This is a genomic window from Hymenobacter metallilatus, from assembly GCF_003944705.1.
Classification (GTDB): Bacteria; Bacteroidota; Bacteroidia; order Cytophagales; family Hymenobacteraceae; genus Hymenobacter; species Hymenobacter metallilatus.
The window spans coordinates 61,073-86,231 of record NZ_RWIS01000004.1; the positions used below are offsets into that span (position 1 = coordinate 61,073).

25 protein-coding genes are annotated in these 25,159 nt (G+C 59.9%); 18 read left to right on the forward strand and 7 right to left on the reverse strand.

All coding sequences use genetic code 11. The annotated features are described in order from the left end of the window. The first annotated feature begins 105 nt into the window (after positions 1-105). Complete coding sequence (locus tag EI290_RS07715) at positions 106-1,368, forward strand: TCR/Tet family MFS transporter (protein ID WP_125428392.1); 1,263 nt, start codon at positions 106-108, stop codon at positions 1,366-1,368. Here EI290_RS07715 and EI290_RS22400 read toward each other — a convergent pair. Continuing rightward, the gene (locus EI290_RS22400) at positions 1,365-1,520 is read right to left on the reverse strand and encodes a hypothetical protein (RefSeq protein ID WP_185816895.1); all 156 of its coding nucleotides are present in this window, start codon (positions 1,518-1,520) and stop codon (positions 1,365-1,367) included. The two genes, EI290_RS07715 and EI290_RS22400, sit on opposite strands and share 4 nt — an antisense overlap. 641 nt (positions 1,521-2,161) lie before the next feature. Between EI290_RS22400 and EI290_RS07725 the strand changes: the two genes are divergently transcribed. From EI290_RS07725 to EI290_RS07760, 8 genes are all read left to right on the forward strand, one after another. After that, the gene (locus EI290_RS07725) at positions 2,162-5,230 is read left to right on the forward strand and encodes a PD-(D/E)XK nuclease family protein (RefSeq protein WP_246008885.1); all 3,069 of its coding nucleotides are present in this window, start codon (positions 2,162-2,164) and stop codon (positions 5,228-5,230) included. Positions 5,231-5,329: 99 nt separating this feature from the next. After that, positions 5,330-5,764, forward strand: coding sequence for a nucleoside deaminase (locus EI290_RS07730; protein WP_125428396.1), 435 nt, complete (start codon positions 5,330-5,332; stop codon positions 5,762-5,764). A 193-nt stretch (positions 5,765-5,957) separates the two neighbouring features. Next, positions 5,958-6,248 (forward strand): hypothetical protein, encoded by a 291-nt coding sequence (locus EI290_RS07735; protein WP_125428398.1) that lies wholly within the window; start codon positions 5,958-5,960, stop codon positions 6,246-6,248. Continuing rightward, the gene (locus tag EI290_RS07740) at positions 6,221-6,640 is read left to right on the forward strand and encodes a hypothetical protein (RefSeq protein WP_125428400.1); all 420 of its coding nucleotides are present in this window, start codon (positions 6,221-6,223) and stop codon (positions 6,638-6,640) included. Before EI290_RS07735 ends, EI290_RS07740 begins: the two co-directional genes overlap by 28 nt. 153 nt (positions 6,641-6,793) lie before the next feature. Continuing rightward, a complete protein-coding gene (locus EI290_RS07745) occupies positions 6,794-7,609 on the forward strand; it encodes a mechanosensitive ion channel family protein (protein WP_246008886.1) in 816 nt (271 codons plus the stop codon). Positions 7,610-7,737: 128 nt separating this feature from the next. Then, positions 7,738-9,519 carry a chloride channel protein gene (locus EI290_RS07750; RefSeq protein ID WP_125428404.1) on the forward strand — a complete coding sequence of 594 codons (1,782 nt, stop codon included), beginning with the start codon at positions 7,738-7,740 and terminating at the stop codon, positions 9,517-9,519. A gap of 113 nt (positions 9,520-9,632) precedes the next feature. Then, complete coding sequence (rnhA, locus tag EI290_RS07755; RefSeq protein ID WP_125428406.1) at positions 9,633-10,100, forward strand: ribonuclease HI; 468 nt, start codon at positions 9,633-9,635, stop codon at positions 10,098-10,100. A 10-nt stretch (positions 10,101-10,110) separates the two neighbouring features. After that, positions 10,111-10,833: a tRNA1(Val) (adenine(37)-N6)-methyltransferase gene (locus tag EI290_RS07760; RefSeq protein WP_246008887.1), complete on the forward strand. Its 723-nt coding sequence runs from the start codon at positions 10,111-10,113 to the stop codon at positions 10,831-10,833. Here the strand turns inward: EI290_RS07760 and EI290_RS07765 are convergent. Then, a complete protein-coding gene (locus tag EI290_RS07765; RefSeq protein WP_125428408.1) occupies positions 10,818-12,206 on the reverse strand; it encodes a saccharopine dehydrogenase C-terminal domain-containing protein in 1,389 nt (462 codons plus the stop codon). The genes EI290_RS07760 and EI290_RS07765 overlap by 16 nt on opposite strands. A gap of 201 nt (positions 12,207-12,407) precedes the next feature. Here EI290_RS07765 and cdd point away from each other — a divergent pair, with 201 nt between their 5' ends. Further along, the gene (cdd, locus tag EI290_RS07770; protein WP_125428410.1) at positions 12,408-12,902 is read left to right on the forward strand and encodes a cytidine deaminase; all 495 of its coding nucleotides are present in this window, start codon (positions 12,408-12,410) and stop codon (positions 12,900-12,902) included. Positions 12,903-12,904: 2 nt separating this feature from the next. Then, a complete protein-coding gene (locus EI290_RS07775) occupies positions 12,905-13,567 on the forward strand; it encodes an alpha/beta hydrolase (RefSeq protein WP_125428412.1) in 663 nt (220 codons plus the stop codon). 125 nt (positions 13,568-13,692) lie between these two features. Here EI290_RS07775 and EI290_RS07780 read toward each other — a convergent pair whose 3' ends face one another. The 4 genes from EI290_RS07780 to EI290_RS07795 form a co-directional block, all read right to left on the reverse strand. Further along, entirely contained in the window at positions 13,693-14,442 is a 750-nt protein-coding gene (locus EI290_RS07780) for an SDR family NAD(P)-dependent oxidoreductase (protein WP_125428414.1), read from the reverse strand. 13 nt (positions 14,443-14,455) lie between these two features. Next, entirely contained in the window at positions 14,456-15,280 is an 825-nt protein-coding gene (porT, locus tag EI290_RS07785; protein ID WP_125428416.1) for a type IX secretion/gliding motility protein PorT/SprT, read from the reverse strand. Then, positions 15,229-15,957 carry a bifunctional demethylmenaquinone methyltransferase/2-methoxy-6-polyprenyl-1,4-benzoquinol methylase UbiE gene (ubiE, locus tag EI290_RS07790; protein ID WP_125428418.1) on the reverse strand — a complete coding sequence of 243 codons (729 nt, stop codon included), beginning with the start codon at positions 15,955-15,957 and terminating at the stop codon, positions 15,229-15,231. The genes porT and ubiE overlap by 52 nt, the downstream gene beginning before the upstream one ends. A 129-nt stretch (positions 15,958-16,086) precedes the next feature. Continuing rightward, positions 16,087-18,348, reverse strand: a complete 2,262-nt coding sequence (locus tag EI290_RS07795; protein WP_246008888.1) for an OmpA family protein — start codon at positions 18,346-18,348, stop codon at positions 16,087-16,089. 448 nt (positions 18,349-18,796) lie between these two features. Here EI290_RS07795 and yihA point away from each other — a divergent pair, with 448 nt between their 5' ends. From yihA to EI290_RS07810, 3 genes are all read left to right on the forward strand, one after another. Further along, positions 18,797-19,414, forward strand: a complete 618-nt coding sequence (yihA, locus tag EI290_RS07800) for a ribosome biogenesis GTP-binding protein YihA/YsxC (protein ID WP_125428420.1) — start codon at positions 18,797-18,799, stop codon at positions 19,412-19,414. 74 nt (positions 19,415-19,488) lie between these two features. Then, positions 19,489-19,959 (forward strand): energy transducer TonB, encoded by a 471-nt coding sequence (locus EI290_RS07805; RefSeq protein WP_125428422.1) that lies wholly within the window; start codon positions 19,489-19,491, stop codon positions 19,957-19,959. Positions 19,960-19,989: 30 nt separating this feature from the next. Then, positions 19,990-20,598, forward strand: coding sequence for a DUF5606 family protein (locus EI290_RS07810; protein WP_125428424.1), 609 nt, complete (start codon positions 19,990-19,992; stop codon positions 20,596-20,598). Positions 20,599-20,708: 110 nt separating this feature from the next. On the opposite strand, the gene fbp is transcribed toward EI290_RS07810, so the two are convergent. Continuing rightward, a complete protein-coding gene (fbp, locus tag EI290_RS07815) occupies positions 20,709-21,737 on the reverse strand; it encodes a class 1 fructose-bisphosphatase (protein WP_125428762.1) in 1,029 nt (342 codons plus the stop codon). Between the two features lie 155 nt (positions 21,738-21,892). On the opposite strand from fbp, the gene EI290_RS07820 reads away from it, so the two are divergent. From EI290_RS07820 to EI290_RS07835, 4 genes are all read left to right on the forward strand, one after another. Continuing rightward, the gene (locus tag EI290_RS07820) at positions 21,893-23,176 is read left to right on the forward strand and encodes an aspartate kinase (protein ID WP_125428425.1); all 1,284 of its coding nucleotides are present in this window, start codon (positions 21,893-21,895) and stop codon (positions 23,174-23,176) included. A gap of 123 nt (positions 23,177-23,299) precedes the next feature. Further along, the gene (locus EI290_RS07825) at positions 23,300-23,752 is read left to right on the forward strand and encodes a Fur family transcriptional regulator (RefSeq protein ID WP_125428427.1); all 453 of its coding nucleotides are present in this window, start codon (positions 23,300-23,302) and stop codon (positions 23,750-23,752) included. Positions 23,753-23,851: 99 nt separating this feature from the next. Then, complete coding sequence (locus tag EI290_RS07830; protein ID WP_125428429.1) at positions 23,852-24,490, forward strand: peroxiredoxin; 639 nt, start codon at positions 23,852-23,854, stop codon at positions 24,488-24,490. 175 nt (positions 24,491-24,665) lie between these two features. Next, positions 24,666-25,154 carry a GNAT family N-acetyltransferase gene (locus EI290_RS07835; protein ID WP_125428431.1) on the forward strand — a complete coding sequence of 163 codons (489 nt, stop codon included), beginning with the start codon at positions 24,666-24,668 and terminating at the stop codon, positions 25,152-25,154. Positions 25,155-25,159: the final 5 nt, after the last annotated feature.

Genomic DNA, 25,159 nt, shown 5'->3' on the forward strand with positions numbered 1-25,159 from the left:
CGGCCGCGTATTTCTGCCAATTTTTTTAGTAAATTCCCAAAAATAAGCAACCACGAAGCGCCTGCTGCACGCTACCTTTGCAGCCACCTCCTTTCCTTTTGCTCTATGGCTGCTCCCCGCAAAGCTGCGCTTGGCTTCATTTTCGTGACGCTGCTGCTCGATGTGATTGGCTTCGGCATCATCATTCCGGTGCTGCCCAAGCTTATAACCCAGCTAACGGGCGGCACCCTCTCCGATGCGGCCCGCTACGGGGGCTGGATGCTGTTTGCTTTTGCCGCCATGCAGTTCCTGTTTTCGCCGGTGCTGGGCAACCTCTCCGACCAGTACGGACGGCGGCCGGTGCTGCTCACGGCACTGTTCGGCTTCGGCATCGATTACCTGTTTCTGGCGTTTGCGCCCAGCATCGGGTGGCTGTTTGTGGGCCGGCTGGTGGCGGGCATCACCGGGGCCAGCTTCACCACGGCCTCGGCCTACATTGCCGATATCAGTACCCCGGAGAACCGGGCCCAGAATTTCGGCATGATTGGGGCCGCTTTCGGGCTGGGCTTCATCATCGGGCCGGTGCTGGGGGGCAAGTTGGCTCACTTTGGCTCGCAGGTGCCCTTCCTGGCGGCGGCCGGCCTCACCTTGCTCAACTGGCTCTACGGCTATTTCGTGCTGCCCGAATCCCTGGCCCCGGAAAACCGCCGCCCCTTCGACTGGAAACGGGCCAACCCCATTGGCTCGCTCCGGCAGTTGCGCAAGTACCCGGTTATTCTGGGTTTGATTACGTCGCTGGTGTTTCTGTACGTGGCGGCCCACGCCACCCAGAGCACCTGGTCGTACTTTACCATGTACCGGTTTCACTGGAACGAAGACCAGGTAGGCAACTCCCTGGGGGCGGTGGGCCTGCTCACGGCCCTGGTGCAGGGTCTGCTGATTCGGTACATCAACCCACGCCTGGGCAACAAACGCTCGGTGCTGCTGGGGCTGGGGCTCTACGCTCTGGGCTTCACGCTGTTTGCCTTTGCCGGCCAACCCTGGATGATGTTCGCCTTCCTGGTGCCTTACTGCCTGGGCGGTATTGCCATTCCGGCCCTGCAGGGTATCATGTCCGGGCAGGTGCCGCCCACCGAGCAGGGTGAGCTGCAGGGGGCGCTTACCAGCCTGGTAAGCCTCACCTCCATTATCGGTCCACCCCTGATGACCAATCTGTTCTCCTACTTTACCGGAGCTACAGCCCCCGTGCATTTTCCGGGCGCCGCCTTCCTCACCGGGGCCGTGCTGACGTGCATTAGCCTGGTGCTGGTGTTCCGTTTCCTGCGCCACTACCAGGAGCCCGCCAAAGCCTCCGTGCCAGCGGCCGAGGCAGCGGTGCCAGGACATTAGACGGCTGACTCAGCGGGGTAGGCTTGTAGCGTCAGTTGTCCGCCCCCAATCTGAATACCGCTGAACTGGTAGGGCTTCCCAACGGCATCAGGCAGAAGGTAAAACTCCGTGGTTTCCGCCACCCGCTGCCACTGCCGGGTGGCAGCTTCCAAGTATACTAGCCAGGAGGTACCGGTCGGCTGCTGGCCTGGCCGGGGCTCCAGCAGCTGCAGAAATACGCCGGCTGCATCCGGGCGGCACAGGTCAGTAATTAGCTGCTTGTGCAGGCCCGGAATTTCGGGCTCAGTGTGCAGGCGGAACAGGCCGGGGTACCGGCCGAACTCGTGTTCCAGCTCCCCCCATAAGTCAATCCACTCTCTGAATTCCTTACCCTCCGTTTCCTAGTCTTCTTCAGTAACCAGCAGGCGCAGTTGGGGAGTACAGAATATCTCGCTGGGCGCTGGCGGCACCGGCACGGCCGGCAGCGGCGGTTGATACCCAAACAGCCGCCCGACTGACAGCCAAAGTTTCTGCAAAGCTACCTTGAGCAAAAACCAGCCCCCGACCGCTAAGCCCGCTACCAGCAGCAACGCGGCTACCGGAACAGCGGCTACTATCAGCAGTAAGATATTCTGCCATTGTTCCACCCACGGAGTAGGGCGCGAAGGTGGCGGGAGCTGAATGGATTGCTGAACGTTGAAAACAGGGGGCATACGGCACGTCTATTCTGGCCAAGAGGATATAACTACTCGCAAAATACTCACCCTGAATTGACAAATCATTCCACCATCAACCCACCGTATCTTTACCCTCTATGCTTACCGCTCCCTCCATCCCCGCCCCGCTTTCCCCCGTGCTGCCCGCGCCCGATGCCACGCCGTTTCTCAGGCGTATGGCCCGGGAGCTGGTGGGCCGGTACGGGGCCTCGGGCGAGCTGTCGGATTTGGTAGTAGTGGTGCCCACGCGGCGGGCGGTGGTATACCTGCAGAACGAGCTGAGCCTGGCCGCTGAGGCCGGGCAGGCCTTGTGGAGCCCGCGCATTGCGGCCATGGAAGACTACATGGTGGAGCTGGCCGGCGTGCAGGTGGAGGAGCCCATTGCCCTGCAGCTACTGTTGTTCGAAATCATGCGCGACATTGACCCGCGGCTGGAATTCGACCAGTTCGTGGGATGGTCGGCGCTGCTCCTGCAGGACTTTTCCAGCCTCGACCAGAACCTGGCCTCGCCCCGCAAGGTGTTCGAGTACCTGAGCCAGGCCAAGGCCCTGGAGCGCTGGGATTTGGGTGCTGAATTTTCGCCCCAGAGCAGCACTACGGCCTACTTCCGCTTCTGGGACGACCTGCAGAAAGTGTACTACCGCCTGCAGAAGCGCATGCGCCAGGACCGCCTGGCCTACCCCGGCCTGGCCTACCGTTTGGCCCAGCGCCGGGTGCGGGAGCGGCTGGAAGCCGGCGAAACCCTGCCCTACCACGTGTTTATCGGGCTGGGCTTTTTGTCGAAGGCCGAAGAGCGGCTGATCCGGCGGTTGCGCAAGGTGGGGCGGGCCGAGGTGCAGTTTGATGGCGACGCCTTCTACCTGGAAAAAGGCTCGCCCAACCGCGCCGGCCAGCACCTGCGCCAGTACCAGGACCGCCTGGATTTGCCCTGGGACAACTTCGGGGGGGCGGCCGAGCTGCTGCGGCAGCTGCCGCGCACGGTGCGGCTGGTGGGCATGGCCAACGCCTCCATGCAGGGCAAGGTGGCCGGGCAGCTGCTGGCCGAGGCCCGCCGCCTGCACCCCACCGGCACCGTGGCCGTAGTACTGCCCGACGAAACCCTGCTGCTGCCGGTGCTGCACGGCCTGCCGCCCCAGGAAGTGCCCGAGTACAACGTAACCATGGGCCTCAACTTCCAGAGCACGCCCCTGTTCAACCTGGTGGATCTGCTGTTTGAGGTACACCTGACGGGCGTGCGGGAAGGCTCCCAGGAAACCGGCTACGGCGTGCCCCGCTACCACCACCTGGCCGTGAGCAAGCTGCTGCAGCACCCGTTTCTGCGGCGCTACCAGCAGTGGCTCGATAAGCAGCCCGATGCCGAGCACCCCGGCCTGCTCGACCAGGTGTGCCGCACCATCATCAAGCGCCACGCGGTGCTGCTCACGGCCGAGGAGCTGGTGGAAATGGGCCAGGGCCACCCGCTGCTCACGGCCCTGTTTGCCACCTGGAACAATTGCGACGACATCATCCGGGCCTGCTATACGCTCATCGACCTGCTCAAAAAGGCTTACCAGGACCAGCATTCGGCCATTGAGGCGGAGTACCTGTACCTGTTTTTCACGCTGGTGAAGCGGCTGGAATCGGTGTTCGACTGCCGGGAGCAGCGGCTGTCGGTGCGCTCATTCCGGCGGTTCCTGTACGAGCAGATGAAGAACACCCGCCTGCCCTTCAGCGGGGAGCCCATTGCCGAGGTGCAGGTAATGGGCCTGCTGGAAACCCGGGCCCTGGATTTCGACCACGTCATCATCCTGAGCTGCAACGAGAACGTGCTGCCGGCCCCCAAGCGCCACAGCTCCCTGTTCCCCTACGACGTGCTCACCACCTTCGGCCTGCCCACCTACGCCGACCACGAAGCCGCCACCGCCCACCAGTTCTGGCGGCTGCTGCAGCGGGCCCGCCGCGTCGACCTGCTGCACATCCTGCCCGGGGCTGAAGGCACCCGCACCGGCGAGCGGAGCCGCTTTCTGCTGCAACTGGAAAACGACCTGGCCCTGCAGAACCCGGCCCTGGAGCTGCTGGATTTGACAGTGACCTCACCCCCCGGCCCCCTCTCCTTAGGAGAGGGGAAGCCAGTTCCGCCAACTGCTGTATCGTCAGGCTCCCCCTCTCCTAAGGAGAGGGGGCTGGGGGGTGAGGTCACCACCGACCTCGTGCTGGAGAAAGACGCCGGGATGCTGCTGGCTCTGCGCGAGCTGCTGGACCGGGGCCTGTCGCCCACGGCCTTGAACCAGTATCTGAGTTGCTCCCTGCAGTTTTATTTCCAGCGGATTGCACGGTTCCGGGAAAACGAGGAGGTGGAGGAAGCCCTGGGTCCCGATGGCTTTGGCACGGTGGTACACGAGGCGCTGGAGGAGCTGCTGATGCCCTTCGCCCAAACCATCCGGCGCACTACGGCCAACGCCCAGGCCCCGCCCCTCACCGCCGCTGATATTCCGGGCCTGCTCGATTTGGCGCCCATTATGGTGAAAAAGGCCCTGCGCAAAGAGCAGGCCGACCGCCACGCCCGCGCCGACGAAGGCCTGAACCACGTGCTGGGCCAAGTGGCCGGGCAGCTGGTGCGGCGCTACCTGGAAAGTCTGCTGGAGCAGCCCGATGCTTTGCCCCTCCGGATTCAGGGGCTGGAGGAAGAGCTGCACACCACCGTGTTTGTGCCCCTCGAAACCGGCGAGAAGCTGCCCGTGCGCCTGCTGGGCAAAGCCGACCGGGTAGATCAGTTTGCCGATGGCCGCCTGCGGGTGGTGGACTACAAAACCGGGCTGGTAGAAAAGTCGCACCTGCAGCTGCTGAAGCGGGGCGAAACGCCCGCCGAGGCCGTAGAGCGCCTGCTCACCGACGCCACCCCCGCCGCCGATAAAGTCCGGCAGCTCTGGCTGTACCGCTTTCTGCTGGCTCAACAGGGCCGCCCCGCCGCCGATGCTGCCATCATCTCCCTACGTAACCTCGGGGCCGGCCCCATGTCGGCCGATATGAATTTCCTCACCGCCGACGGCCAGGATTTTGTGCAGCACAGCGAGCAGCTGCTGGGCCAGCTGGTGCGCCGCATCCTGGACCCGCAGGAGCCCATCCGCAAAACCGACGACCTGGATAAATGTCAGTACTGCCCCTACCGCGGCATTTGCGCCCGGTAAACTAAGTTTCTGGTTGCTGGTTTCTGGTTGCTAGTTTGGGTTTGATTGCCCACTTTCAACCAGCAACAAGCAACCAGAAACCAGCAATTAATAAAAGACATGGATGAATTCATGCAGGCCGCCATTGACGAAGCGCGGCAGGGACGCCAGGAAGGCGGTATTCCGATTGGCTCCGTACTGGTGCGCAACGGCAAGCTAGTGGCCCGGGGCCGCAACAAGCGGGTGCAGGAGGATAACCCCATCAAGCACGGCGAAATGGATTGCCTGTTCAACGCCGGCCGCCAGCGCAGCTACCGCGACACGGTGCTCTATACCACTCTGATGCCCTGCTATATGTGCGCCGGCACCATTGTGCAGTTCAAAATTCCGAAGGTGATGGTGGGCGAGTCGCGCACGTTTGGCGAGTCCCGCGCCTTCCTGGAAAGCCACGGCGTGGAAGTGGTGGACCTCGACCTGGACGAGTGCGTGCGGATGATGGAGGAATTCATCGAAGCCGAGCCTACCCTCTGGAACGAGGATATCATGGAGCTGTAAGTGAAGTGATGATAGGACAAATGGGAAGTAGTCAGGCAGCATTCATCTGTTATCCTGAACTTGCGAAGAGTCATAGTATGCTGCTACGAGTTGTTTTGCCAGGATAAGGCCCTTCGCAAGCTCAGGATAACAGGTCTTCTGGCAACTTCCCATTTTCCCTTTCACCACTTCACCACTTCACCACCTCAGCATAGTGGAAGCCACCAAGAAATGCCCGGCCTGCGGCTACTGGAGCAACTGGCAGCAGCTGTCTACCGACCGGTGTGAGCGGTGCGCGCAGCTGCTGGACCCGCAGCGCCTGCGCAGTGAGCAGCAGCGGGAGCGGCTGGCCCAGGAGCCGGTGTCGCCCATCATGCTCATCGAAATCAAGCCTGATGATAAGCCGCTGCTGCGCTTCTTCAAGTACCTCATTCGAGGTGGACAGCTGGCATTTGGGGCACTCATGGCGTTTATTCTATGGCTAATAACCCTGCTGGCCGGCTGAGACTACCCGTCGAGCTACGGCACCCGTTGTTTCTGGTGGGCACGGTGTTGTATAGCATTACCGTGCTGCATAAATACGGCGGCCCTCTGTCGCCGCACTGGCCACTGCCCGGCGTGGTTCGCTCGCACCTGGCCGATTTTCTGTCGCTGCCCTTGGAGCTTACGCTAGTGCTTTGCGCGATGCGGCGCCTGTACTTTCGGCAGCCTTCGTTTGTACTGCCTGCTTCCTGGATTTTCAGTACCTGGCTGGTGTTTTCCGTATGGTTTGAGGTAGTACCACTGCTGCAGTCTTCCCCGGTGGTGCGCAACACGCCTGACCCCTGGGATGTGGTGGCTTATGCCCTGGGGGGCCTGGTATTCTGGCGCTGGATGAACCGGCCGGCCTTAATTTAGGCCCTCTGGCTAACCCTGGGCGACACTTGTTACGTATATTGCTACCTACCACAGCCCCGCTGGCACCCGCCCGCGGGGCTTTGCTTTGACCGGTTCTGCTACGAAGCTGGTCCGTATTTCTAGCCCTAAACACTCCTGCCTATGCTTCAGGATTTGCAACGCGTACTGGCTACTTACTGGCAGCAGTTTCTCTACATTTTACCCAAGCTGTTTATTGCCCTGCTGCTGCTGATTGTGGCTGTTTTTGTTGCTAACCGCGTAAGTGGGTTGCTGGGCGGGCGGCTGCGGCGACGCTCCACTGATCCGCTGCTGGCCGATTTCCTGGCCAGTATTGGCAAGTGGGTGATGGTGGGCCTGGGGCTGATGCTGGCGCTCAATATTCTCGGGTTTTCGGGTATTGTGGGCAGCCTGGTGGGCGCGGCGGGCGTGTCGGCCTTCATTGTGGGCTTTGCCTTCAAGGATATTGCCGAGAACTTCCTGGCCGGCGTGATTCTGGCCTTCAACCGGCCGTTCCACATCAACGACACGGTGGAAATCAAAGGGCTGATTGGCCATGTGGAAGCACTGAACCTGCGCATCACGCTCATCCGCACCTTCGATGGCAAGCACATCTACCTGCCCAACTCCCTGGTACTGAAGGAGCCCCTCATCAACTACACCCGCGACGGGAACCTGCGCCAGGAGTTTCTGGTGAGCGTGGAGCTGGGCGAAAATGCCTCCCCCGATGTGGCTACCACCATTATCCTCAACTACCTCCGCACCATAGCCGATGTGCAGCAGACCCCGCAGGCTCCCTACGTGAATCTGGAAAAAACCACGGCCACTACCGCCGATCTGCGCGTGTATTTCTGGGCCGACGCGGAGGATTACCGCCGGGGCGTGCTGCAGCTCAAGAGCCGCCTGATGCAGGAGGTAAAGCAGGAGTTGCTCGGCGCCGGCCTGGGCGTGCCGGCTCTGGCGGGAGCGTGACGGGGGTGATGAGTTATGAAATGAGTACATCCATTTCGTAATTCATCTCTCATAACTCATCACTCTGCGGAAGTTTTCGTTAGGTTAGCAGCCTTACCCGTTGGCTGCACTCCACCCTTAGCGCGCCTATGCCCCAGAATACCATTCACCGGCTGCTTCGTCCGTTGCTTGTGTGGCGCGTGCGCCACATGAGCGACCGGGTCTACCTGATTTTGGTAAGCATGTTGGTGGGGCTGCTGGCGGGTCTGGCGGCGGTATTGCTGAAAACCCTGGTGCATGATTCGCAGAGTATGCTGAATGCCTGGGTTCCGAGTCAGTACCAGGTGTTTGCCAGCTCCTTTTACCCCATCATCGGTATTTCCCTCACGGTGTTGTTCACGCGGTATTTCCTGGATGGCAACCTGGGCCGGGGCATCGGGCCCATCATCTACAACATTGCGCGCCAGGGCAGCATTGTACCGCGTAGTAAGCTCTACTCGCAGCTGGTTTCTTCCTTCCTGACCGTTACGTTCGGGGGCTCGGCGGGTCTGGAGGCTCCTATTTCTGTCACGGGCTCGGCCATTGGCTCCAACACGTCCCGCATCCTGCGCATTGGCCGGCGCGAAAGGCGGCTGCTCACCGGGTGTGGGGCGGCGGCGGGCGTGGCGGCCATCTTCAACTCGCCCATTGCGGGGGTGCTGTTTGCCGTAGAGGTAATCCTGTCCGAGCTGTCGGCGGCGTATTTCGTACCCTTGCTCATTGCTTCGGCTACGGCCACGGTGGTTTCCAAAGCTCTGTACGCCGGGCAGCCCTTCGTGCTCATTACCACTTCCTGGCCCGTGGATGCCGTGCCCCTGTACCTGATGCTGGCCGTGTTTACAGCCCTGCTGTCGGTATACATGATTCGGGTGTATTTCTGGGCCGATAAGTATTTTGAGCAGCTCCACGGTACCTTCCGCAAGGTGCTGCTGGGCGGCCTGGCGCTGGGCGGACTGGTGTTCCTGTTCCCGCCTCTGTACGGAGAGGGCTACAACATTGTGCAGCTGCTGCTGGGTGGCCACGCCGAGCAGTTGATTGATGGCTCCTTATTTGATGTATTCCACGACGAGAGTGTGTGGCTGGTGCTGCTGGTGGCGGCGGGTAGTATGCTGCTGAAAGTGGTGGCCACCACTATTACTATTGGCTCGGGCGGCAATGGGGGCATGTTTGGCTCGTCGTTGTTTGCCGGGGCCTTGTGCGGCTTTGTGTTTGCCCGCCTCATCAACCTGAGCGGCCTCTACCCGATTTCGGAAGTGCACTTTATTGTACTGGGCATGGCCGGCACGCTGGCCGGGGTGGTGCACGCCCCGCTTACCGGCATCTTCCTCATTGCCGAAATTACCGGCGGCTACGCCCTGTTTGTGCCCCTGATGGTCGTTACCTCAGGCTCCTATCTTATCACCCGCTATTTCGAGCCCTATTCGGTGTACACCCGCAAGCTGGTGCAGAAGGGCGTGTACGTAAACCAGGACCGGGACCGGGGCTTGCTGGCTCAGCTGGATGTGCGCAGCCTGATTCAGACGGACTTTCTGCCCGTACATCCCGAAGATACGCTGGGCGAGTTGGTAACCACCTTCCGTCATGCGTCCCGCAACCTGTTTCCGGTGGTGGATAGCGCCGGCCACCTGCACGGCGTGGTAAGCCTGGACACCGTACGGGATGCGCTTTTCGACGATGAGCACTATACTACTACCCGGGTGCGGGACCTGATGACCGACCCGCCCGCCATTGTACGCCCCGATGATACGCTGCTGGATACCTTGCGCTGCATGGAGCAGCTGGGCGCCTGGGCCCTACCCGTGCTCGATTTGCAGGACCACTACCTGGGCTTCCTGCTGAAATCCACCATTCTGGCCAATTACCGCCGCCAGCTGATTAAGGAGAGTGAATGATGAGTGATGAGTGATGAGTTGCGGATGACAGACTGCCACATAACTCAACTCTCATCATTCAACTCTGCGAATACCTACCTTGCGGGGCTTTTCTGTTTTTATCATTTTTCCGCTTGATTTACCTGTATACCGATGGCTCCTCCCGGGGCAACCCCGGCCCCGGCGGCTACGGCGCAATTCTGCGCTTTGGTCAGCATGAGAAAGAGCTGACCCAGGGCTTTCGCCTGACTACCAACAACCGCATGGAGCTACTGGCCGTGATAGTGGGTCTGGAGGCCATTAACCGCCCCGAGCTACCTATCACTGTGGTTACCGATTCGCGCTACGTGGTGGATGCCGTGGAGAAGAAATGGGTATTCGGCTGGCTGAATAAGCCCGATTTTGGTAAGAAGGCCAACGAAGACCTGTGGCGGCGGTTTGTGAAAGTGTACCGGCAGCGCAATGTGCAGTTCCGCTGGGTACGGGGCCACAATGGCCACCCCGAAAACGAACGGTGCGACCAGCTGGCCGTGCGCAGCGCTACCCAGGGCCCCCTACTCACCGACGAGGGTTACGAGTTGATAGAAAGCCGGCGCGGCTAACTCTACAGCCGTGGCAAATTCCTATTTTCAGTTCAAACAGTTTCGGGTAGAGCAAGCCGCCTGCGCCATGAAGGTGTGCACCGATGCCTGCGTACTAGGTGCGCTGGCTCCTGTTACTGCTGCATCCCGCATTCTGGACATTGGCACGGGCACCGGTCTGTTGGCACTCATGGCGGCCCAGCGCGCCCCACAGGCCCGGATAGAGGCCGTGGAGCTGGATACTGCCGCTGCCGCTCAGGCGGCGGCCAACTTCACGGCTTCGCCCTGGGCCGAGCGGCTCAGGCTGCACGCTATGCCCCTGGCTGATTTTGCCGCTACCCAGCCGCCCGCCTTCGACCATATTCTGTGCAACCCACCATTTTTTCGCAACTCTCTTCGCTCCCCCAACCAGCAACGCACCGCCGCCCGCCACACCGCCGAGGATACCCTACCCTTTCAGGAGCTGGCCGGCTTTGCGGCCCGTTTCCTCACGGCAGCCGGCCAGCTAACGGTGCTGCTGCCCCCGCCCGAAATGCGGGAGTTTGAGCTCGATGCCGCCGGGGCAGGCCTCTATCCCAGCCGCCGCCTGGTACTCCACCACCGCCCCGGCAGCAAAGCCCTGCGCCACATCATTACCTTTAGCCGCCAGCCGGGGGGAGTGCAGCAGCGGGAATTGCCCCTGCACGAAGCCGCTTCGGAGGAATACGCAGCCTGGTTTAAAGAGGCGCTGGGGCCGTTTTATCTGGCATTGTAGCGGCTCAAACTGCCCACTGGCCGGCGGGCCGTTGGGAGCGGGTGCTCCTCTTCCACAAACCGGATACCGTGGTCTTGCTCCAGCTCCGCCAAAATGGGCTCGTACAGCTCCGCCTGGGTTGGAATGACTATGCCCCGCTGCGCCAGTTTGCCCTGGGCCAGCCGCCGCACAGCCATGCCCACGGGCAGGCCTACGGTTTTGGCCATGGCTGTGTGCACGGCATCGTCTCCCAGCACTACCAGCGAGGAGGTGTGCCCGTACAGCTGCCCACCAAGCTCATACTCAAACTGATGCTGCATTACAATCATGTCCCGATCCTGGGGGTGCAGGGCCCATTTTTCGGTGAGCAGCTTTTCCAGCAGCTGGGCCGGGGTGGCGTTGGCCAGGCCCACCGGGCGGGCCGTGAACAGCTCCAGCCATGCCAGATGCTGCAGTACGGCTCCCTGCGGCTCCAGGCCCAGATACTCCGCCACGCGGGCGGCCGTGTCGCCGGGGCCGGTGGGCAGATAGGCTTCCACCAGTTCCCGCCACGGCAATGTAGCAGGGTTGGTGAGGTGCACGGCATCGTCGGTGAGGCCCAGGCGTACCAGCGCGTGCCAGGCGGCGCAGTAGCCGGGCCGGCGCAGGGTGCCGCGCAGCATGGTGGGAATATGCTCCAGGCCATACGGTGCACGGTAGCTTAGCGAGTCACGGTTGGCATACCCCTCAAACTCCCCAAACCCAGGTACTGATATGGTTTCGGTGCGGTTAAACAGGTGCTGATACGGGATAAAGCGCAAGTGGCCGTTTTCCAGAAATTTGGCCGTACTCTGTCCCGCCAGCACCACGTTGCGGGGGTTCCAGGTAAACTTATACTTCCACGGATTATCCGCCTCCGCCTCCGGGGCCAGCAGCCCTCCGCAGTACGACTTAAACGACATCAGCTGGCCCCCGCGCGCCCGGATGGCCGAGAGTACCTGCATGGCCGACATATGATCCAGGCCAGGGTCAAGGCCGCATTCCATCAGAATAGTAATACCCACCTCCCGGGCCTCGGCATCCAGTGCCTGTATTTCCTCGCTTACGTAGCTGGCCGTGGCCAGGTGGCGCCGGTGCCGCACGCAGGCCCGGGCCACGGCCCCGTGAAACAGCGCCGGCAGCATGGATATAACAATGTCGGCCTGAGGCACCAGCTCTTCCAGCCGGGCCTCATCGTGCACATCAAACGGTACGGCGCGGGCATACTCAGAGTGGGCCGCCAGTACCGGAGCCAGGTGGGCTGCCTGCACATCGGCCACGGTCAGGTACCAGCCTTCGGTGGGCGCGTGCAGCAACAGATACTGAATCAGGGAAGAAGCCGAGCGGCCGGCGCCTAGCAGCAGAATACGGAACATGGGTGGGTGGGATGGGAAGATAGAAACGCAGCCGCCAATATCGGGGAAATGATTGAGCCAACCCCGGATCCGGGCTCCGCTAGGCTTTCTGCTTTTCCAGGCAGGAGCCCGTTCGCGGGGAATGCCGAAATAGTTGTACATTCACCGCCCCTTTTCACTACCCGGGGCCGCCAGCCGGTGCCGGGCCGTTCTTTGCCTCCAATGGCCCACCCCCTTCACCTGACCATCACCGTCGACGTGGTGGCTTCCGAAGCCGACCTTACTCCCGCTGAAGCAGCTACCTGGCAGGCAGCCCGCGCTGCCACCGACCATGCCTATGCGCCCTACTCCCACTTTCATGTGGGCACGGCTTTGCTGCTCGATGATGGCTCCATTTTTCGGGGTACCAACCAGGAAAACGCCGCCTACCCGTCCGGCCTCTGCGCCGAGCGAACCGCTCTTTTCGGCCTGGCCGCTACCCAGCCCGAGCGGCGTATTATGGGTATGGCCGTGGCCGCCCGCCCGGCCCACGGCGAATTTGTACCGGTTACTTCCTGCGGGGCCTGCCGGCAGGTAATGGCCGAGTACGAGTACCGCCAAAAACAGGCTATTCCGCTGCTGCTGCCGGGCCCCGATGGCAGCATCTACCGCTTCCGCTCCCTCTCCGACCTGCTTCCCTTCGGCTTCTCGGCCGACGATTTGCCGCCCGCGCAGTAACGATGCAGGCGCAGGAGCAGCACCTGGCCGTTACCCGCACGGCACGCTATTATCAGTTGGGCGAGTTGTCGGCCGCTACGCGGCGGGTGTGGTTTGTGGTGCATGGCTACGGCCAGCTGGCTGCGTACTTCATCCGCCACTTCGCCGTGCTTACCGCCACCGACCCGACCCTGGTGGTTATTGCCCCCGAAGGCCTCTCGCGCTTTTATCTGCAGGGCACGGGTGGCCGGGTAGGCGCTACCTGGATGACCAAGGATGACCGCCTGACCGAAATTGCCGACTACGTAGCCTACCTTAACCAGCTGGCGGAACTGCTGCTGCCGCAAGCTGCTGCCGAGGTTGACATTACCGTACTGGGCTTTTCCCAGGGGGCGGCCACAGTAGGCCGCTGGCTGGCACAGGCCACGTTTCGGCCGGCGCATCTGGTGCTCTGGGCCGGTGCCTTCCCTCCCGATATGGAGTTGCCGGCGGCCACGCAGTTGCTGCGCCAGCTGCCTATTACCCTGGTTTGCGGCACTGAGGACGAGTTTATTACGGAAGCCAGCCTGGGCCAGCAGCAGCAGTTTCTGGAGCAGCTGGGAGCCAGTCCCCGCCTTATTCGCTTCCCTGGCCGCCATGCCCTCCACGCGCCTACCCTGGTGCAGCTGGCCAACGGCCTTACCTGAAAACAGCTCCCTTTGTCTGGCAAAAGGAGCTGTTTTCAGGTAAGGCGCGTTGGTACACTACGTGCGGCGAATGGTGGTAGCCGCTCATGAGCAGATAGCCCCCGGCCGCCTCTACTGCATCAGCACTACGTGCGGCGAATGGTGGTAGCCGCTCCCTGCGCTGTGGGGAGCAGAAGTACTTCCGCCACATTTACGTGTGGGGGTCTCGTTACCATAAACCGGATTACGTCGGCTACATCCTCCGGCCTCAATGGCTCAAACCCCTCGTACACCTTGGCTGCCCGCTCCGTGTCGCCCTTGAAGCGCACCTGCGAAAACTCAGTTTCCACGGCCCCGGGGTTTACCTCTGCCACCCGGATGCTGTGCGGCAGCAAATCCAGCCGCATACACTTGGTGAGTGAGGCCACTGCGGCCTTGGAAGCGCAGTACACGTTGCCGTTGGCATAAGCCTCATACCCTGCAATGGAGCCGATGTTGATGATATGGCCGGTGTTGCGGCGCGTCATGGCGGGCAGCACGGCCCGGCTCACGTACAGCAGTCCTTTTACATTCCCATCCAGCATATCATCCCAGTCCTGGGGGTTGCCCTCCTGAATAGGCGCCAGCCCATGCGCGTTGCCGGCGTTGTTGATGAGCACATCCACCTCCTGAAAGTCAGGGGGCAGACTGTTGATGGCGGCCTCCACGGCGGCCTGGTCGCGCACGTCAAATGTGAGCAGATGCGTGGGCACGTGGCTTAGCTTCCGGGCCAATTCCTGCAGGCGCTCCTCGCGGCGGCCGGCCAGCACCAGCCGGAAGCCCGCCTCGGCCAGGGCCAGGGCCGTAGCTCTTCCAATACCCGATGAGGCACCGGTAATAAACGCTAGTTTCGTCATGTAGGTGAGTAGGTTACCGCCCCGACCAGATGTTCAGGTACAACGTTACGGTGTTGCTTCGCATGCCCTGCAGGCTCCGGCTGTACACGTCGTTGTTGTTGGGTACGTACAGGTTGGTAAGGCCGTGCGAAAAGCGCAGCTCCGGCGAAAATTTGAAGAAGGGATAAAAGAGGTCCATACCCACCCCATACTCAAGCGCCACGTCGGAGCGGCCGGCTTCCAGCAACGTCTGGGTGGTTTCTTTTTTCCGCCCCCCAATGGTGAAGCTGGGCTTGATGCCGCCAATAATGTATACGCGGGAATTGCGGCGGCGCTCCGACTTCAGCTTGAACAGCAGCGGCAAATCCAGCTGGGTAGTGCTGATTTCCTGGTCCTCAATGGTTTCGGGGTCGTTGGGATACTGGGCGGTGTTCTGGGAGTAGCCATAGGGCTTAAACTCGATGCGCCGCGTCAGAAAGCTTACGCCGGGCGCAAAATTCAGTGCCCCGTAATAACCCAGCCGTACATCGGCCAGAAAGCCCACCGAGCCCCCAGGGCTTACCACCGAGTTGGCCGATACGCCCTGACGGGGGTAGCCGGCAGCCTGCTCCAGCTTATAGCGCGAGAAGTTGGGAGCTACGTACATTCCCAGGTGAAGCCACCGGTCATCGTAGCCCGGCAGGTTGTTCACCGTCACCGACTTCACCTGGCCATTTTTGCCTCGGCTGGCGCTGCTTAGGCTCCTTTTTTGCGCCTGTGCCCCAAAGGGTAAGGTCCCGATTGCTAGGGCAACTATTGCCAGCCGCATTACTTTTGGGCCGTATAAATGGAGCTGATGCCGAACGTGAGGGGTTGCCATGCAGGAGTTGTGAAGCCAACTTTACGCAGAATTGCCAGAAAATCCTGACCATCCGGGAAGGCCTGCACCGACTCGGGCAGGTACGTATAAGCGGCGCGGTCTTTGGAAATCAACTTGCCGAATACCGGCAGAATGTTTTTGAAGTAGAAGTTGTAGGCCTGCTTCATGGGGAAAGCCGTGGGCTTGCTGAATTCCAGCACCACCATCTTGCCGCCCGGCCGCAGCACCCGGTACATTTCCGAGAGTCCCTTCTCCAGGTTCTCAAAGTTGCGCACCCCGAATGAGGCCGTTACGGCATCAAAATGGTTATCCGGAAACGGCAGTGCCTCCGAGTCGCCCAGTTCCAGCCGGATGCGCTGGCTCAGGCCCTTCTGCTCCAGCTTGCGCCGTCCTACCTCCAGCATACCCTCCGAAATATCGACGCCCGTAATCTGGGCATCGGGCGTGGCGGCCCGCAGGGTTTCAATGGCAAAATCGGCGGTGCCGGTGGCAATGTCCAGCACCCGGGCCGGCCGCAGCTGTTTCAACTCATCCACGGCCTTACGCCGCCAGTAGATGTCCGTGCCCACACTCAGAAAGTGGTTCAGGAAGTCATACTTGCCGGCAATGCTATTGAACATCTGGGCCACCTGCGACTTTTTGCCGGCGGCGTCATCTTTGTAGGGAACTACGGACATACTTCTCAGGGCGAAGAACGAGGAAACTCAGGCAAAATTGCCCAATTACAACGGCCCGCCCAGCATTATGTTAAAAAAAAACGGGTCGGGCTGCTGGCCCGACCCGTTTGCTTCAGCTAAACCCAACGCTTAGTCGTTGTCGGTCTTCACTTTGGTCTTCTCACCGTTGGCATCTTTTGCCTTCGAGTCGATGGTACCGTCCTTCGTCACGGTCTTGCTCTTCTCGTCGTTGGCGCCTTTGGTTTTTACTTTCACTTTGTCGCTGTCCTCATCCACTTTGGTTTTCACCTTGGTGCCATCGGGCAGCTTGGCTTTGCTCTTGCCCGGCTGCAGCGGCGTGGTTGTAGGGGTCGAAGTTGAGGAAGACGACCCCGTGGAGTTAGCACCCGAGGTTGGGGCGGGCGGCGTCAGCGTGGGCGCGGCTTCACCCTCCTTGGTAATCACGCGGAAATCGGTGCGGCGGTTCAGCTGCATGTTCTCCGGCGAATCGTTCGGGGCGGCCGGACGACGCTCCCCGTAGCTCACCGTTACCATGCGGGTTTCTGCAACGCCCGATTTTTTCAGGTAGTTGTAGGCCACGTCAGCGCGGTTCTGGCCGAGCACCATGTTGTACTCGTCCGTGTTGCGCGAGTCGCAGTTACCCTCAATCGAAATGTTGATACCGGGGTTAGCCTTCAGAATCTCGCTGATTTTGTTCAGCTCCGTAATCGACTCCGGCCGCAGCTTGTACTTGTCGGTATCGAAGTAAATCGGCTTCAGCGTAGCGTAACGACCACTCAGGGTATCGATGTACGGTACGTAGAAGTCCTTGGTAATCGTGGTCGAGTCGTTGGTCGAAATCGGCACGGCAAACTCTTCCGTTTCGATGTTCTTGCCATCCTTCGACACGGCTACCTGGTAGGTCCGGCCCGAAAGCACGCTTACCTGGTAGTCGCCGGTTACGGGCTTGGTGATGTCGCGGTAGCTCAGGGCCGTTTTATCGGCCTGGGTTCCGCTGAATACCAGTTCCGCGCCCGGAATCACCGTGCTGTCCCGCTCGCTCAGCACCCGGCCGCGGATAATGGCGTTTTTTATGTAGTTGATGGTGTAGATGTCCTTCTCCCCGTAGCCCCCAATGCGGTACGACGACAGGTAAGCGTAGGAGCCATCCGGCGACAGGCGGTAGTAGGTGTCGTCGTCGGGGGTGTTAATGGGGTAGCCCATATTCTCGGCGCGGCTCCACTTACGGCCCACCGAATCCCAATCCGACTTGAAAATATCGTAGCCGCCCATTGTGTTGTGGCCGCGCGACGAGAAGTACAGGGTTTTACCGTCGCGGCTCAGGTAAGGGCTGTCGTCGTCGTAGGGCGTGTTGATGGCCGACCCAATGGTCTTGGCCGGGCCCCAGTCGCCGCCGGGCTGGCGGGTGGAGTAGTAGATATCCAGCGTGTTATCTTCCGAGTACTTGCTGGTTGAGAAGTAAATCGTTAGGCCATCGGGCGTAATAAAAGCGTCCGACTCGAAAGCCGCCGTGTTGATGTTTTTGTTCAGCTTCTTGGGCTCAGTCCAATCAGCGCCCGACTTCTCCGAGTACAGGATGTCCCCGTTCTCGTCGTTGCGGTACATGAGCAGTTTAGTGTCGTTATCGAACACCTGAATGGAAGCGTCGTGGCCCTTGCCGTTCAGTACGCCGCTCAGGGAGCGGGGCTTTTCCCAGTTCTCATCGTCGATGCGCTTGGCCTCGTAGATGTTTTCGTAGTACTGGCCGTCGGCGGCAATTTTGTTTTTGTCCTTCACCTTGCCATCCGGGTCAACGGCCGGGGCATTGCTCATATCGTCGGAGCGGGAAGTGAACAGCAGTACTTTATCGTCGGCGGAAATAACCGGGCTGTGCTCCGACCACTGAGTGTTGATGGTGGGGCCCAGGTTTTTCACGAAGATATCCTTGGGGCTGTTGAACTGCACCTTGGCGTTCTTGCTGTGCTGAATCAGCTGAGCCAGCTCCTTTTTGCGGGTGTCTTTGCTCTTGAGGGTGGCGTTGTAGGCCTGGAAGTGCGAAATGGCTTCGTCGAAGTTGTAGTTCAGGTGGTCTACCCGGCCCAGCCAGTACTCTACGTCCTTGGATACGTTTTTCTTCAGGCGCTGCGCCTTATAGATGTAGTCGCTGGCTTTCTCTTTATCAAACGACATATAGGCAATACCCGCCCGGAACAGGGCTTGAGCATTGTTCGGCTCCTTAGCCAGCACTTGTTCGTAGAAGGGCAACGAGGCCCGATAGTTCTCTTGCCCGAAGTACTTATTGGCAGTCTTCAGTTGCTTTCGTGTGCTCTGAGCCAGGGCAGGCTGGGCCACAGCAGCCGTAAGCGCGAAGGCGCACGAGGCTTTCAATAACCTTCTGACTAAGTTGTCCATGTTGGAGGGGTTAGGGAAATAAGGAGTTGCAAAGGAGGAGAGAATACCCAGAGCGCCGGTTGCGCAACGCGGATTTTCAAGAGTTGCCTCTTATACTGAAAACCCGCCTCAGGGTTGAGGGGTGGTGGGCAAAAATGTGCGACTACACGTAAATAACTGGTCGTTAGTAGCACACTCAACCCACAAAATGAATCCCGGAGAAGGGGAATAAGCGGGCAAAGATAGGAATTTCATAATACGGCCTGCACCGCATGCAATTAGGTAAAATAGCTGGCCGTGAAGCAGAAAAGAAATGAAGATTTTCTGTTCAAAACCCTTCCTGCATGCATTGCCGGACGCACAAATATAGTTCGCCTACTTAAATTACAATGTTTTTCCCAAAAAAATTATGTGCCTGGGTGCCCATTTCTGAATAGCTACCTTTGCATTTCAGACTACACTTGAACGCATGAATATCCAAGAGGCTAAATTTTTGATGAGCAACTCCCGGGTGGAGGATTGTCCTGCGCCTACCTTGCCGGAGTACGCCTTTATCGGGCGCTCCAACGTGGGGAAGTCGTCGCTTATTAATATGCTGACCAACCACAAGGGCTTGGCCAAGACCTCTTCTCTACCGGGTAAAACTCAGCTAATCAATCATTTTATCATTAATAATAATTGGTATCTGGTGGATTTACCGGGCTACGGTTATGCTCGCGTCAGCAAAGATGCCCGCGCTAAATGGGGGCGCATGATTAATTATTATTTGCGCAAGCGGGAAAATTTAGCGTGCGTATTTGTGCTCATTGATTCGCGCCATACCCCGCAGGCCGTAGACCTGGAATTTATGGAGCAACTCGGCACCGAAGGAATTCCGTTTGTGCTGGTATTTACGAAAGCCGATAAACAATCTGGCTCCCGTACGCAGCAAAATGTGGTGGACTACCTGCGCAAGATGGAAGAAACCTGGGACGAGGTACCCCGGCATTTTATCACCTCGGCGGAGGAGAAAACCGGCCGGGAGGAGGTGCTTAACTTTATCGAGGACATCAACCGGCAGTACGCCGAAACGCCCGATAATGCGTAGATTGGCCTCGTAATTGCCAGGCTCCGGCGGGCACTTGCCCACCGTGTTTTCCGCTTTTTTCTGCTTCTGTTCACATGAAAAAAATTGCTTTTCTGCTGGGTATCGGGCTCCTGGCTTGCTCAGCCCCCGCGTTGGCCCAGAAAACCAAGGTTAAAGTGAAAACTGACGGGCCCACGCCCGAAACAGCTGCCGCCCCCGACGAGGCGGCTCCGGCGGCCCCGGCCCGGCCTAAGGCCATTCCGGTGGCCGAGTACTATGAGGGTGGGCAGGATGCCCTGTATACCTTCATTGAGAAGGAACTGAAGTACCCGATTATGGCCCGGCGCAACCGCATTCAGGGCCAGTGCATCGTCAGCTTCACCCTGAATACCGACGGTACCATGTCGGGTATTAAGCTGGTGAAGAACATTGGCGGCGGCTGCGGCGAGGAAGCCCTGCGCGTAGTGCGCCTGCTCAAGTTCAACAAGCCCGATTATGCCATCCTGACCAGCCTGCCCGTCACCTTTAAGCTGCCGGCCCCGGGCCAAGCCGCCGCAACTGAGTAACTTCGCACCTTCAACAACTGCTACCTGTTTATGCCTTTTGACCTCAAGGAAATTGCCGCCATCAGCGGAATGCCCGGTCTGTACCGCCTGGTAAAGCCTACCCGTGCCGGCGTCATCATTGAAGCCCTCGACGAGAAGGGCACCCGTTCCGTGGCCTCGGCCCGCAACAAGGTGTCTCTGCTGCAGGAAATTTCCATTTACACCCAGGACTACGACCAGACGGTGCCGCTGTCGGAGGTGTTTGACCGCATCTATCAGCAGCACGGCCCGGAGTTGGCCGTCACCAACAAATCGGACGACCGGGACCTGTCGGCTTTCATGGCCGGCATTATGCCCGACTACGACCGGGAGCGGGTGTACATGTCCGATATCAAGAAGCTGGTGCAGTGGTACCGGGTGGTAAGCAAGGCATTGGAATACCAGGCACCGGCCCAGGAGGAAGAGGCCCCAACTGCGGAACCAACTGAGGAAAAGCCCAAGGCCAAAAAGAAAGCTGCCAAAAAGGATGAGCCAGCGGCCGATGAGGCCCTGAGCACGGCCGGTATTATTCCGGCGGCTGCCGAAACCAATGCCGCCGGCAACCCGGAGGCCGGTGAAGCCAAACCCGCTAAGAAAGCCACCCGCAAGAAAGCCGAATAACATACGCTTTCGGCCTGGCGTAAAAGCAACGCGAGCCACCCAAGTTGGGTGGCTCGCGTTGCTTTTACGCCTTCCGGGCACGGCTCTGCCCGGCAGCCGCCGGCGGGGCGCTATTCTTTCAGCACGGCGTCATAGGCAAACTCGGGTGCCAAAAACTCCTCTACCTTCTCCACCAACTCGGGCGAGCCAATAAAGAGGGGGCACCGCTCGTGCAGATCATGGGGTTCGATTTCGAGAGTACGCCGGCGGCCGTTGCTGGACCTGCCTCCGGCCTGCTCCACTATGAAGGCCAGCGGGTTACACTCATACATCAGGCGCAGCTTGCCGTTGGGGGCTTTGCGGGAGGTTGGGTACATATAGATACCACCCTTGAGCAGGTTACGGTGGAAATCGGCCACCAGGGAGCCAATGTAGCGGGCCGAGTAGTTCTGCTCCTTGCAGTAAGCCACGAAGCCCTTCATACCCTCCGAAAACGTTTCGGAGCTGCCCTCATTCACGGAGTAGATAGCCCCCGATCTGGGCGTTTGGATGTTGGGATGAGAAAGGAAAAACTCGCCCAGACTAGGCTCGTAGGTAAACCCGTTGACGCCGTTGCCGGTGGTATACACCAGCATGGTGCTGGAGCCATATATAACGTAGCCGGCCGCTACCTGGTGAGTACCGGTTTGCAGGCAGTCCTGGGTGGTGCCTTCCGTACCGGTGGGCGACACCCGGCGGTAAATGCTGAAAATGGTGCCGATGCTGACGTTGACATCAATGTTACTGGAGCCATCCAGGGGGTCAATGGCCACCACGTACTTGCCCTGCAGGTTGCCGGTCTGAATCATCTCATCATCCTCTTCCGAAATGATGGTGCACACCTCGCCCCCGTTGCGCAGAGCCCGAATAAAACGAATGTTGGCAATAACATCGAGCTTCTGCTGGTCCTCGCCCTGCACGTTGCGGTTACCATAGGCGCCGGCAATATCAATAAGGCCGGAGCGGTTGATTTCCCGGTTTACGATTTTGGCGGCCAGGGCAATATCGCGCAGCAGCTGAGAGAGTTCCCCGGTGGCGTAGGGAAAATCTTCCTGCTTGCGCATAATGAAGCGGTCCAGGGTGGTACCAACGGGCAGGGCCAGTTTGTCGTGGTTGGTCATGGGCATGAGTGGGAAAGATGCGGGTGGCAAAGGGCAAAATTAACCAATTTGCGCTGAGCCAAAGCGAAATTTCGCTACTTAGTTTTTCTGGCATTTACGAGAGCCTTTTGCTGGGTAACTAGGCGCAACAGGCCACTTGGCGCTACATTTGGGCCATGCAGGAAACGCAGCAACTCCGGATTTTCAAGTTTGGCGGGGCCTCGGTGAAGGATGCCGCCGCCATCCGCAACCTGAGGCAGATTGCCCAGACTTACGGCCAGCCCGGCCCCCTGCTGGTGGTGGTATCGGCCATGGGCAAAACCACCAACGCGCTGGAGGAACTGTTTCAGCTGGCCCATTCCGGGCAGGACTACGGCCCCCAGCTGGCGGTACTGCGGGATTTTCATCTGCAAGTGGCCACCGAGCTGGGCGTTACCGATGAGGCGGCCGGCACCCCGGCCCTGACGGAGCTGCTGGAGCAGCTGCAGGACCGCCTGGCTACGCTGCAGCCCGGCGACTTCGACAAGCAGTACGACCAGGTGGTGAGCTACGGGGAGCTGCTGGCCACGCGCATTGTAGCCCGGGCCCTGCAGGCGCAGTGGCTGGACTGCCGCCCCCTGATTCGGACGGACCATACCTGGCGGGAAGGCCGGGTGGCCTGGCCGGCTACCGAGCGGCTACTCGGGGCCGTAGTACCGGCGCAGCTGGCCCATGGCCCCGTGGTTACGCAGGGCTTTCTGGGAGGTACTTCCAGCGGCCAGACTACCACCCTGGGCCGGGAGGGCTCCGACTATACCGCTGCAATTCTGGCCTACTGCCTCGGAGCCGAGTCGGTGACTATTTGGAAGGATGTGGCCGGGTTGCTGAATGCCGACCCCAAGATATTTGCCGATACGGTGCGCTTCCCGGAAATCAGCTACCAGGAAACCATTGAAATGGCCTACTATGGTGCCTCCGTTATTCACCCCAAAACCATTAAGCCGCTGGCCGTAAAGCACATTCCGCTGCGGGTAAAGTCGTTTGTGGATCCCGCGGCCGAGGGCACACTCATTCACGACTGCCGCCACGGGCTGCTGGTACCGGCCTTTATCCGCAAAACGGGACAGTGCCTGGTGTCCTTTGAGTCCAAGGACCTCACCTTTATTTCGGAGGAAAACCTGGAGGTAATTTTCGGGGCCCTGGCGCAGGCGCGGCTCAAAATTCATCTGATGCAGAACTCGGCCATCAGCTTCTCAGTGTGCACCGATTTTTCGGCCTTTCGGCTGGACAAGCTGCTGGCGCTGCTGCGCGACCAATTCACCATTCACTACAACACCGGGCTGGAGCTGTACACCATCAAAAACTACGACGCGGCCAGCATCCGGCGGCTAACCGAGGGCCGGGAACTGCTGCTGGAGCAGCGCACCCGCCAGACGTTTCAGTTTGTGTGCCGGGGTGGCCCCAACGAGTTTGTGAAATAGGGCTACCCGGCCGCTAGGCGCCGCGGAGCAAGCAGGCTGCCAGTGGTACAACGGGCAGTACATGAAACAATTTTGCCGAACCGTAGCTTATAGCCCTATCTTTGCGGAGAATTATTCTTAGCTGTGAGCACTCCATCTGACACTCTTCATCCGGCTCCAACCCCCGCCCACCTGCGTGAGCGGCTTGCCGGTGCCGGGCTGCGGGCCACGCAGCAACGCCTGCTGATTCTGGAGTGCCTGCTGGTACTGCCGGGCCACCCCACGGCCGAGCAGGTACACCGGCGGGCAGCAGAGCAGGCACCGTCTTTGTCGTTGGGCACGGTATACAAAACCCTGGACTCGTTTGTGGCGGCCGGCCTTACCAAGCGCGTAGCCTCAGCCGAGGGCGGCTCCCGCCGCTTCGACGCCGACTGCACCGAGCACCACCATTTGTTTTGTACCAATACGCAGGAAATCATCGACTACTGCGACCCGCAGCTGGATAAGCTTATCCGGGAGTTTTTTGCCACCAAGGGCCTGGCCAACTTTCAGCCCCACTCCTTCTCCCTGCATATTACGGGCGACAAGCTCCAGTAAAAGCCGGTTACGGCTTCGGGCAGACAATGTACTCTTCTCTTTTTGTCGGCAGCTGGCTAGCCGCATCTCATTTCCTTTTTTCACCATTTTCATCTACTCATGGCAGTTCTCGTAGGTAAACGTGCTCCTTCTTTCAAAGCTACCGCCGTTATTGACGGCGAATTTGAAGAGGACTTTTCCCTCGACCGATATCTGGGCAAGAAGCACGTCATCTTCTACTTCTACCCCGCCGACTTCACGTTCGTGTGCCCCACCGAAATTATTGCGTTTCAGGACCGGCTGGCCGATTTTGAGGCCAAAGGTGTGGCCATTGTAGGCTGCTCCACCGACACGCACTTCTCGCACTTTGCCTGGCTGCAGACCCCGCGCGACAATGGCGGCATTGAGGGCGTAAAATACCCGCTGGTGGCCGATGCGACCAAAACCATTGCCTCCAACTACGACGTGCTGGGCGGCCACTACGACTACAACGAGGCCGGCGAAATGACCTTCGTAGGTTCGCCCCTGGCCTACCGGGGCCTGTTCCTGATTGACAAAGATGGTATTGTGCGCCACCAAGTGGTAAACGACGGCCCTTTGGGCCGCAGCATCGACGAAGCCATGCGCATGGTGGATGCCCTGCAGTACTTTGAGGTGAAGGGCGAAGTATGCCCCGCCAACTGGGAGGAAGGAAAAGAAGCCATGTCGGCCACCCGCGAAGGAGTAGCCAACTACCTCGGCAAGCACGCCGCGCACTAAGTGGTGAGATGGTGAACGGGTAAAATGGTGAGTTTGACGTTTGGCCATACCTAGTGGCGCAAGCAGCACGTTAAATTCACCATTTCACCCGTTCACCACCTCACTGAAAAGGCTCCGCTGGGTTACAGCGGAGCCTTTTTCTGGTATAGTGGGGCGAAGACTGTACTTTTGCGCCATGCTACTCCGCCGGGCCACGGCTGCCGATGCTCCGCGCATCGGGCAGCTGTTCTATGATACCATCACGCAGGTAAACGCCGCCGACTACACACCGGCGCAGGTGGCCGCGTGGCGGGCCGGCTGGCAGAACCTACCGGGCTGGGCGGCGAAGATTGAGCAGCAGTACTTTCTGGTGGCTGAAGCCACTCCGGATACGCTGGGCGGCTTTGCTTCCCTGGCCTCCGACGGCTACCTGGATTTCCTGTTCGTGAGTGCTGCCCACCAGCGCCAGGGTATTGCCCGGCAGCTCCTGACGGCGCTGCTGGAGCAGGCCGTCCGGTTGGGCTTGTCCGGCGTACACACCGATGCCAGCAGCACGGCCCGGCCATTTTTTTCCCATCACGGCTTCCGCCTTAAGCGGGAGCAGGAGCTTGTAGTGCGTGGAGTCAGGCTCACCAACTACCGCATGAACCAGTTGCTTGCCCCACCCCTACGCCCCACGACCTAAGCCGT

Excerpts from the sequence above, each read along its gene's own strand:
- EI290_RS07715 (WP_125428392.1), top strand. The coding sequence starts at position 106 with ATGGCTGCTCCCCGCAAAGCTGCGCTTGGCTTCATTTTCGTGACGCTG.
- EI290_RS07725 (WP_246008885.1), top strand. The coding sequence starts at position 2,162 with ATGCTTACCGCTCCCTCCATCCCCGCCCCGCTTTCCCCCGTGCTGCCC.
- EI290_RS07730 (WP_125428396.1), top strand. The coding sequence starts at position 5,330 with ATGGATGAATTCATGCAGGCCGCCATTGACGAAGCGCGGCAGGGACGC.
- EI290_RS07740 (WP_125428400.1), top strand. The coding sequence starts at position 6,221 with ATGGCTAATAACCCTGCTGGCCGGCTGAGACTACCCGTCGAGCTACGG.
- EI290_RS07750 (WP_125428404.1), top strand. The coding sequence starts at position 7,738 with ATGCCCCAGAATACCATTCACCGGCTGCTTCGTCCGTTGCTTGTGTGG.
- EI290_RS07765 (WP_125428408.1), bottom strand. The coding sequence starts at position 12,206 with ATGTTCCGTATTCTGCTGCTAGGCGCCGGCCGCTCGGCTTCTTCCCTG.
- cdd (WP_125428410.1), top strand. The coding sequence starts at position 12,408 with ATGGCCCACCCCCTTCACCTGACCATCACCGTCGACGTGGTGGCTTCC.
- EI290_RS07775 (WP_125428412.1), top strand. The coding sequence starts at position 12,905 with ATGCAGGCGCAGGAGCAGCACCTGGCCGTTACCCGCACGGCACGCTAT.
- EI290_RS07780 (WP_125428414.1), bottom strand. The coding sequence starts at position 14,442 with ATGACGAAACTAGCGTTTATTACCGGTGCCTCATCGGGTATTGGAAGA.
- porT (WP_125428416.1), bottom strand. The coding sequence starts at position 15,280 with ATGGCAACCCCTCACGTTCGGCATCAGCTCCATTTATACGGCCCAAAA.
- ubiE (WP_125428418.1), bottom strand. The coding sequence starts at position 15,957 with ATGTCCGTAGTTCCCTACAAAGATGACGCCGCCGGCAAAAAGTCGCAG.
- EI290_RS07795 (WP_246008888.1), bottom strand. The coding sequence starts at position 18,348 with ATGGACAACTTAGTCAGAAGGTTATTGAAAGCCTCGTGCGCCTTCGCG.
- yihA (WP_125428420.1), top strand. The coding sequence starts at position 18,797 with ATGAATATCCAAGAGGCTAAATTTTTGATGAGCAACTCCCGGGTGGAG.
- EI290_RS07805 (WP_125428422.1), top strand. The coding sequence starts at position 19,489 with ATGAAAAAAATTGCTTTTCTGCTGGGTATCGGGCTCCTGGCTTGCTCA.
- EI290_RS07810 (WP_125428424.1), top strand. The coding sequence starts at position 19,990 with ATGCCTTTTGACCTCAAGGAAATTGCCGCCATCAGCGGAATGCCCGGT.
- fbp (WP_125428762.1), bottom strand. The coding sequence starts at position 21,737 with ATGACCAACCACGACAAACTGGCCCTGCCCGTTGGTACCACCCTGGAC.
- EI290_RS07820 (WP_125428425.1), top strand. The coding sequence starts at position 21,893 with ATGCAGGAAACGCAGCAACTCCGGATTTTCAAGTTTGGCGGGGCCTCG.
- EI290_RS07830 (WP_125428429.1), top strand. The coding sequence starts at position 23,852 with ATGGCAGTTCTCGTAGGTAAACGTGCTCCTTCTTTCAAAGCTACCGCC.
- EI290_RS07835 (WP_125428431.1), top strand. The coding sequence starts at position 24,666 with ATGCTACTCCGCCGGGCCACGGCTGCCGATGCTCCGCGCATCGGGCAG.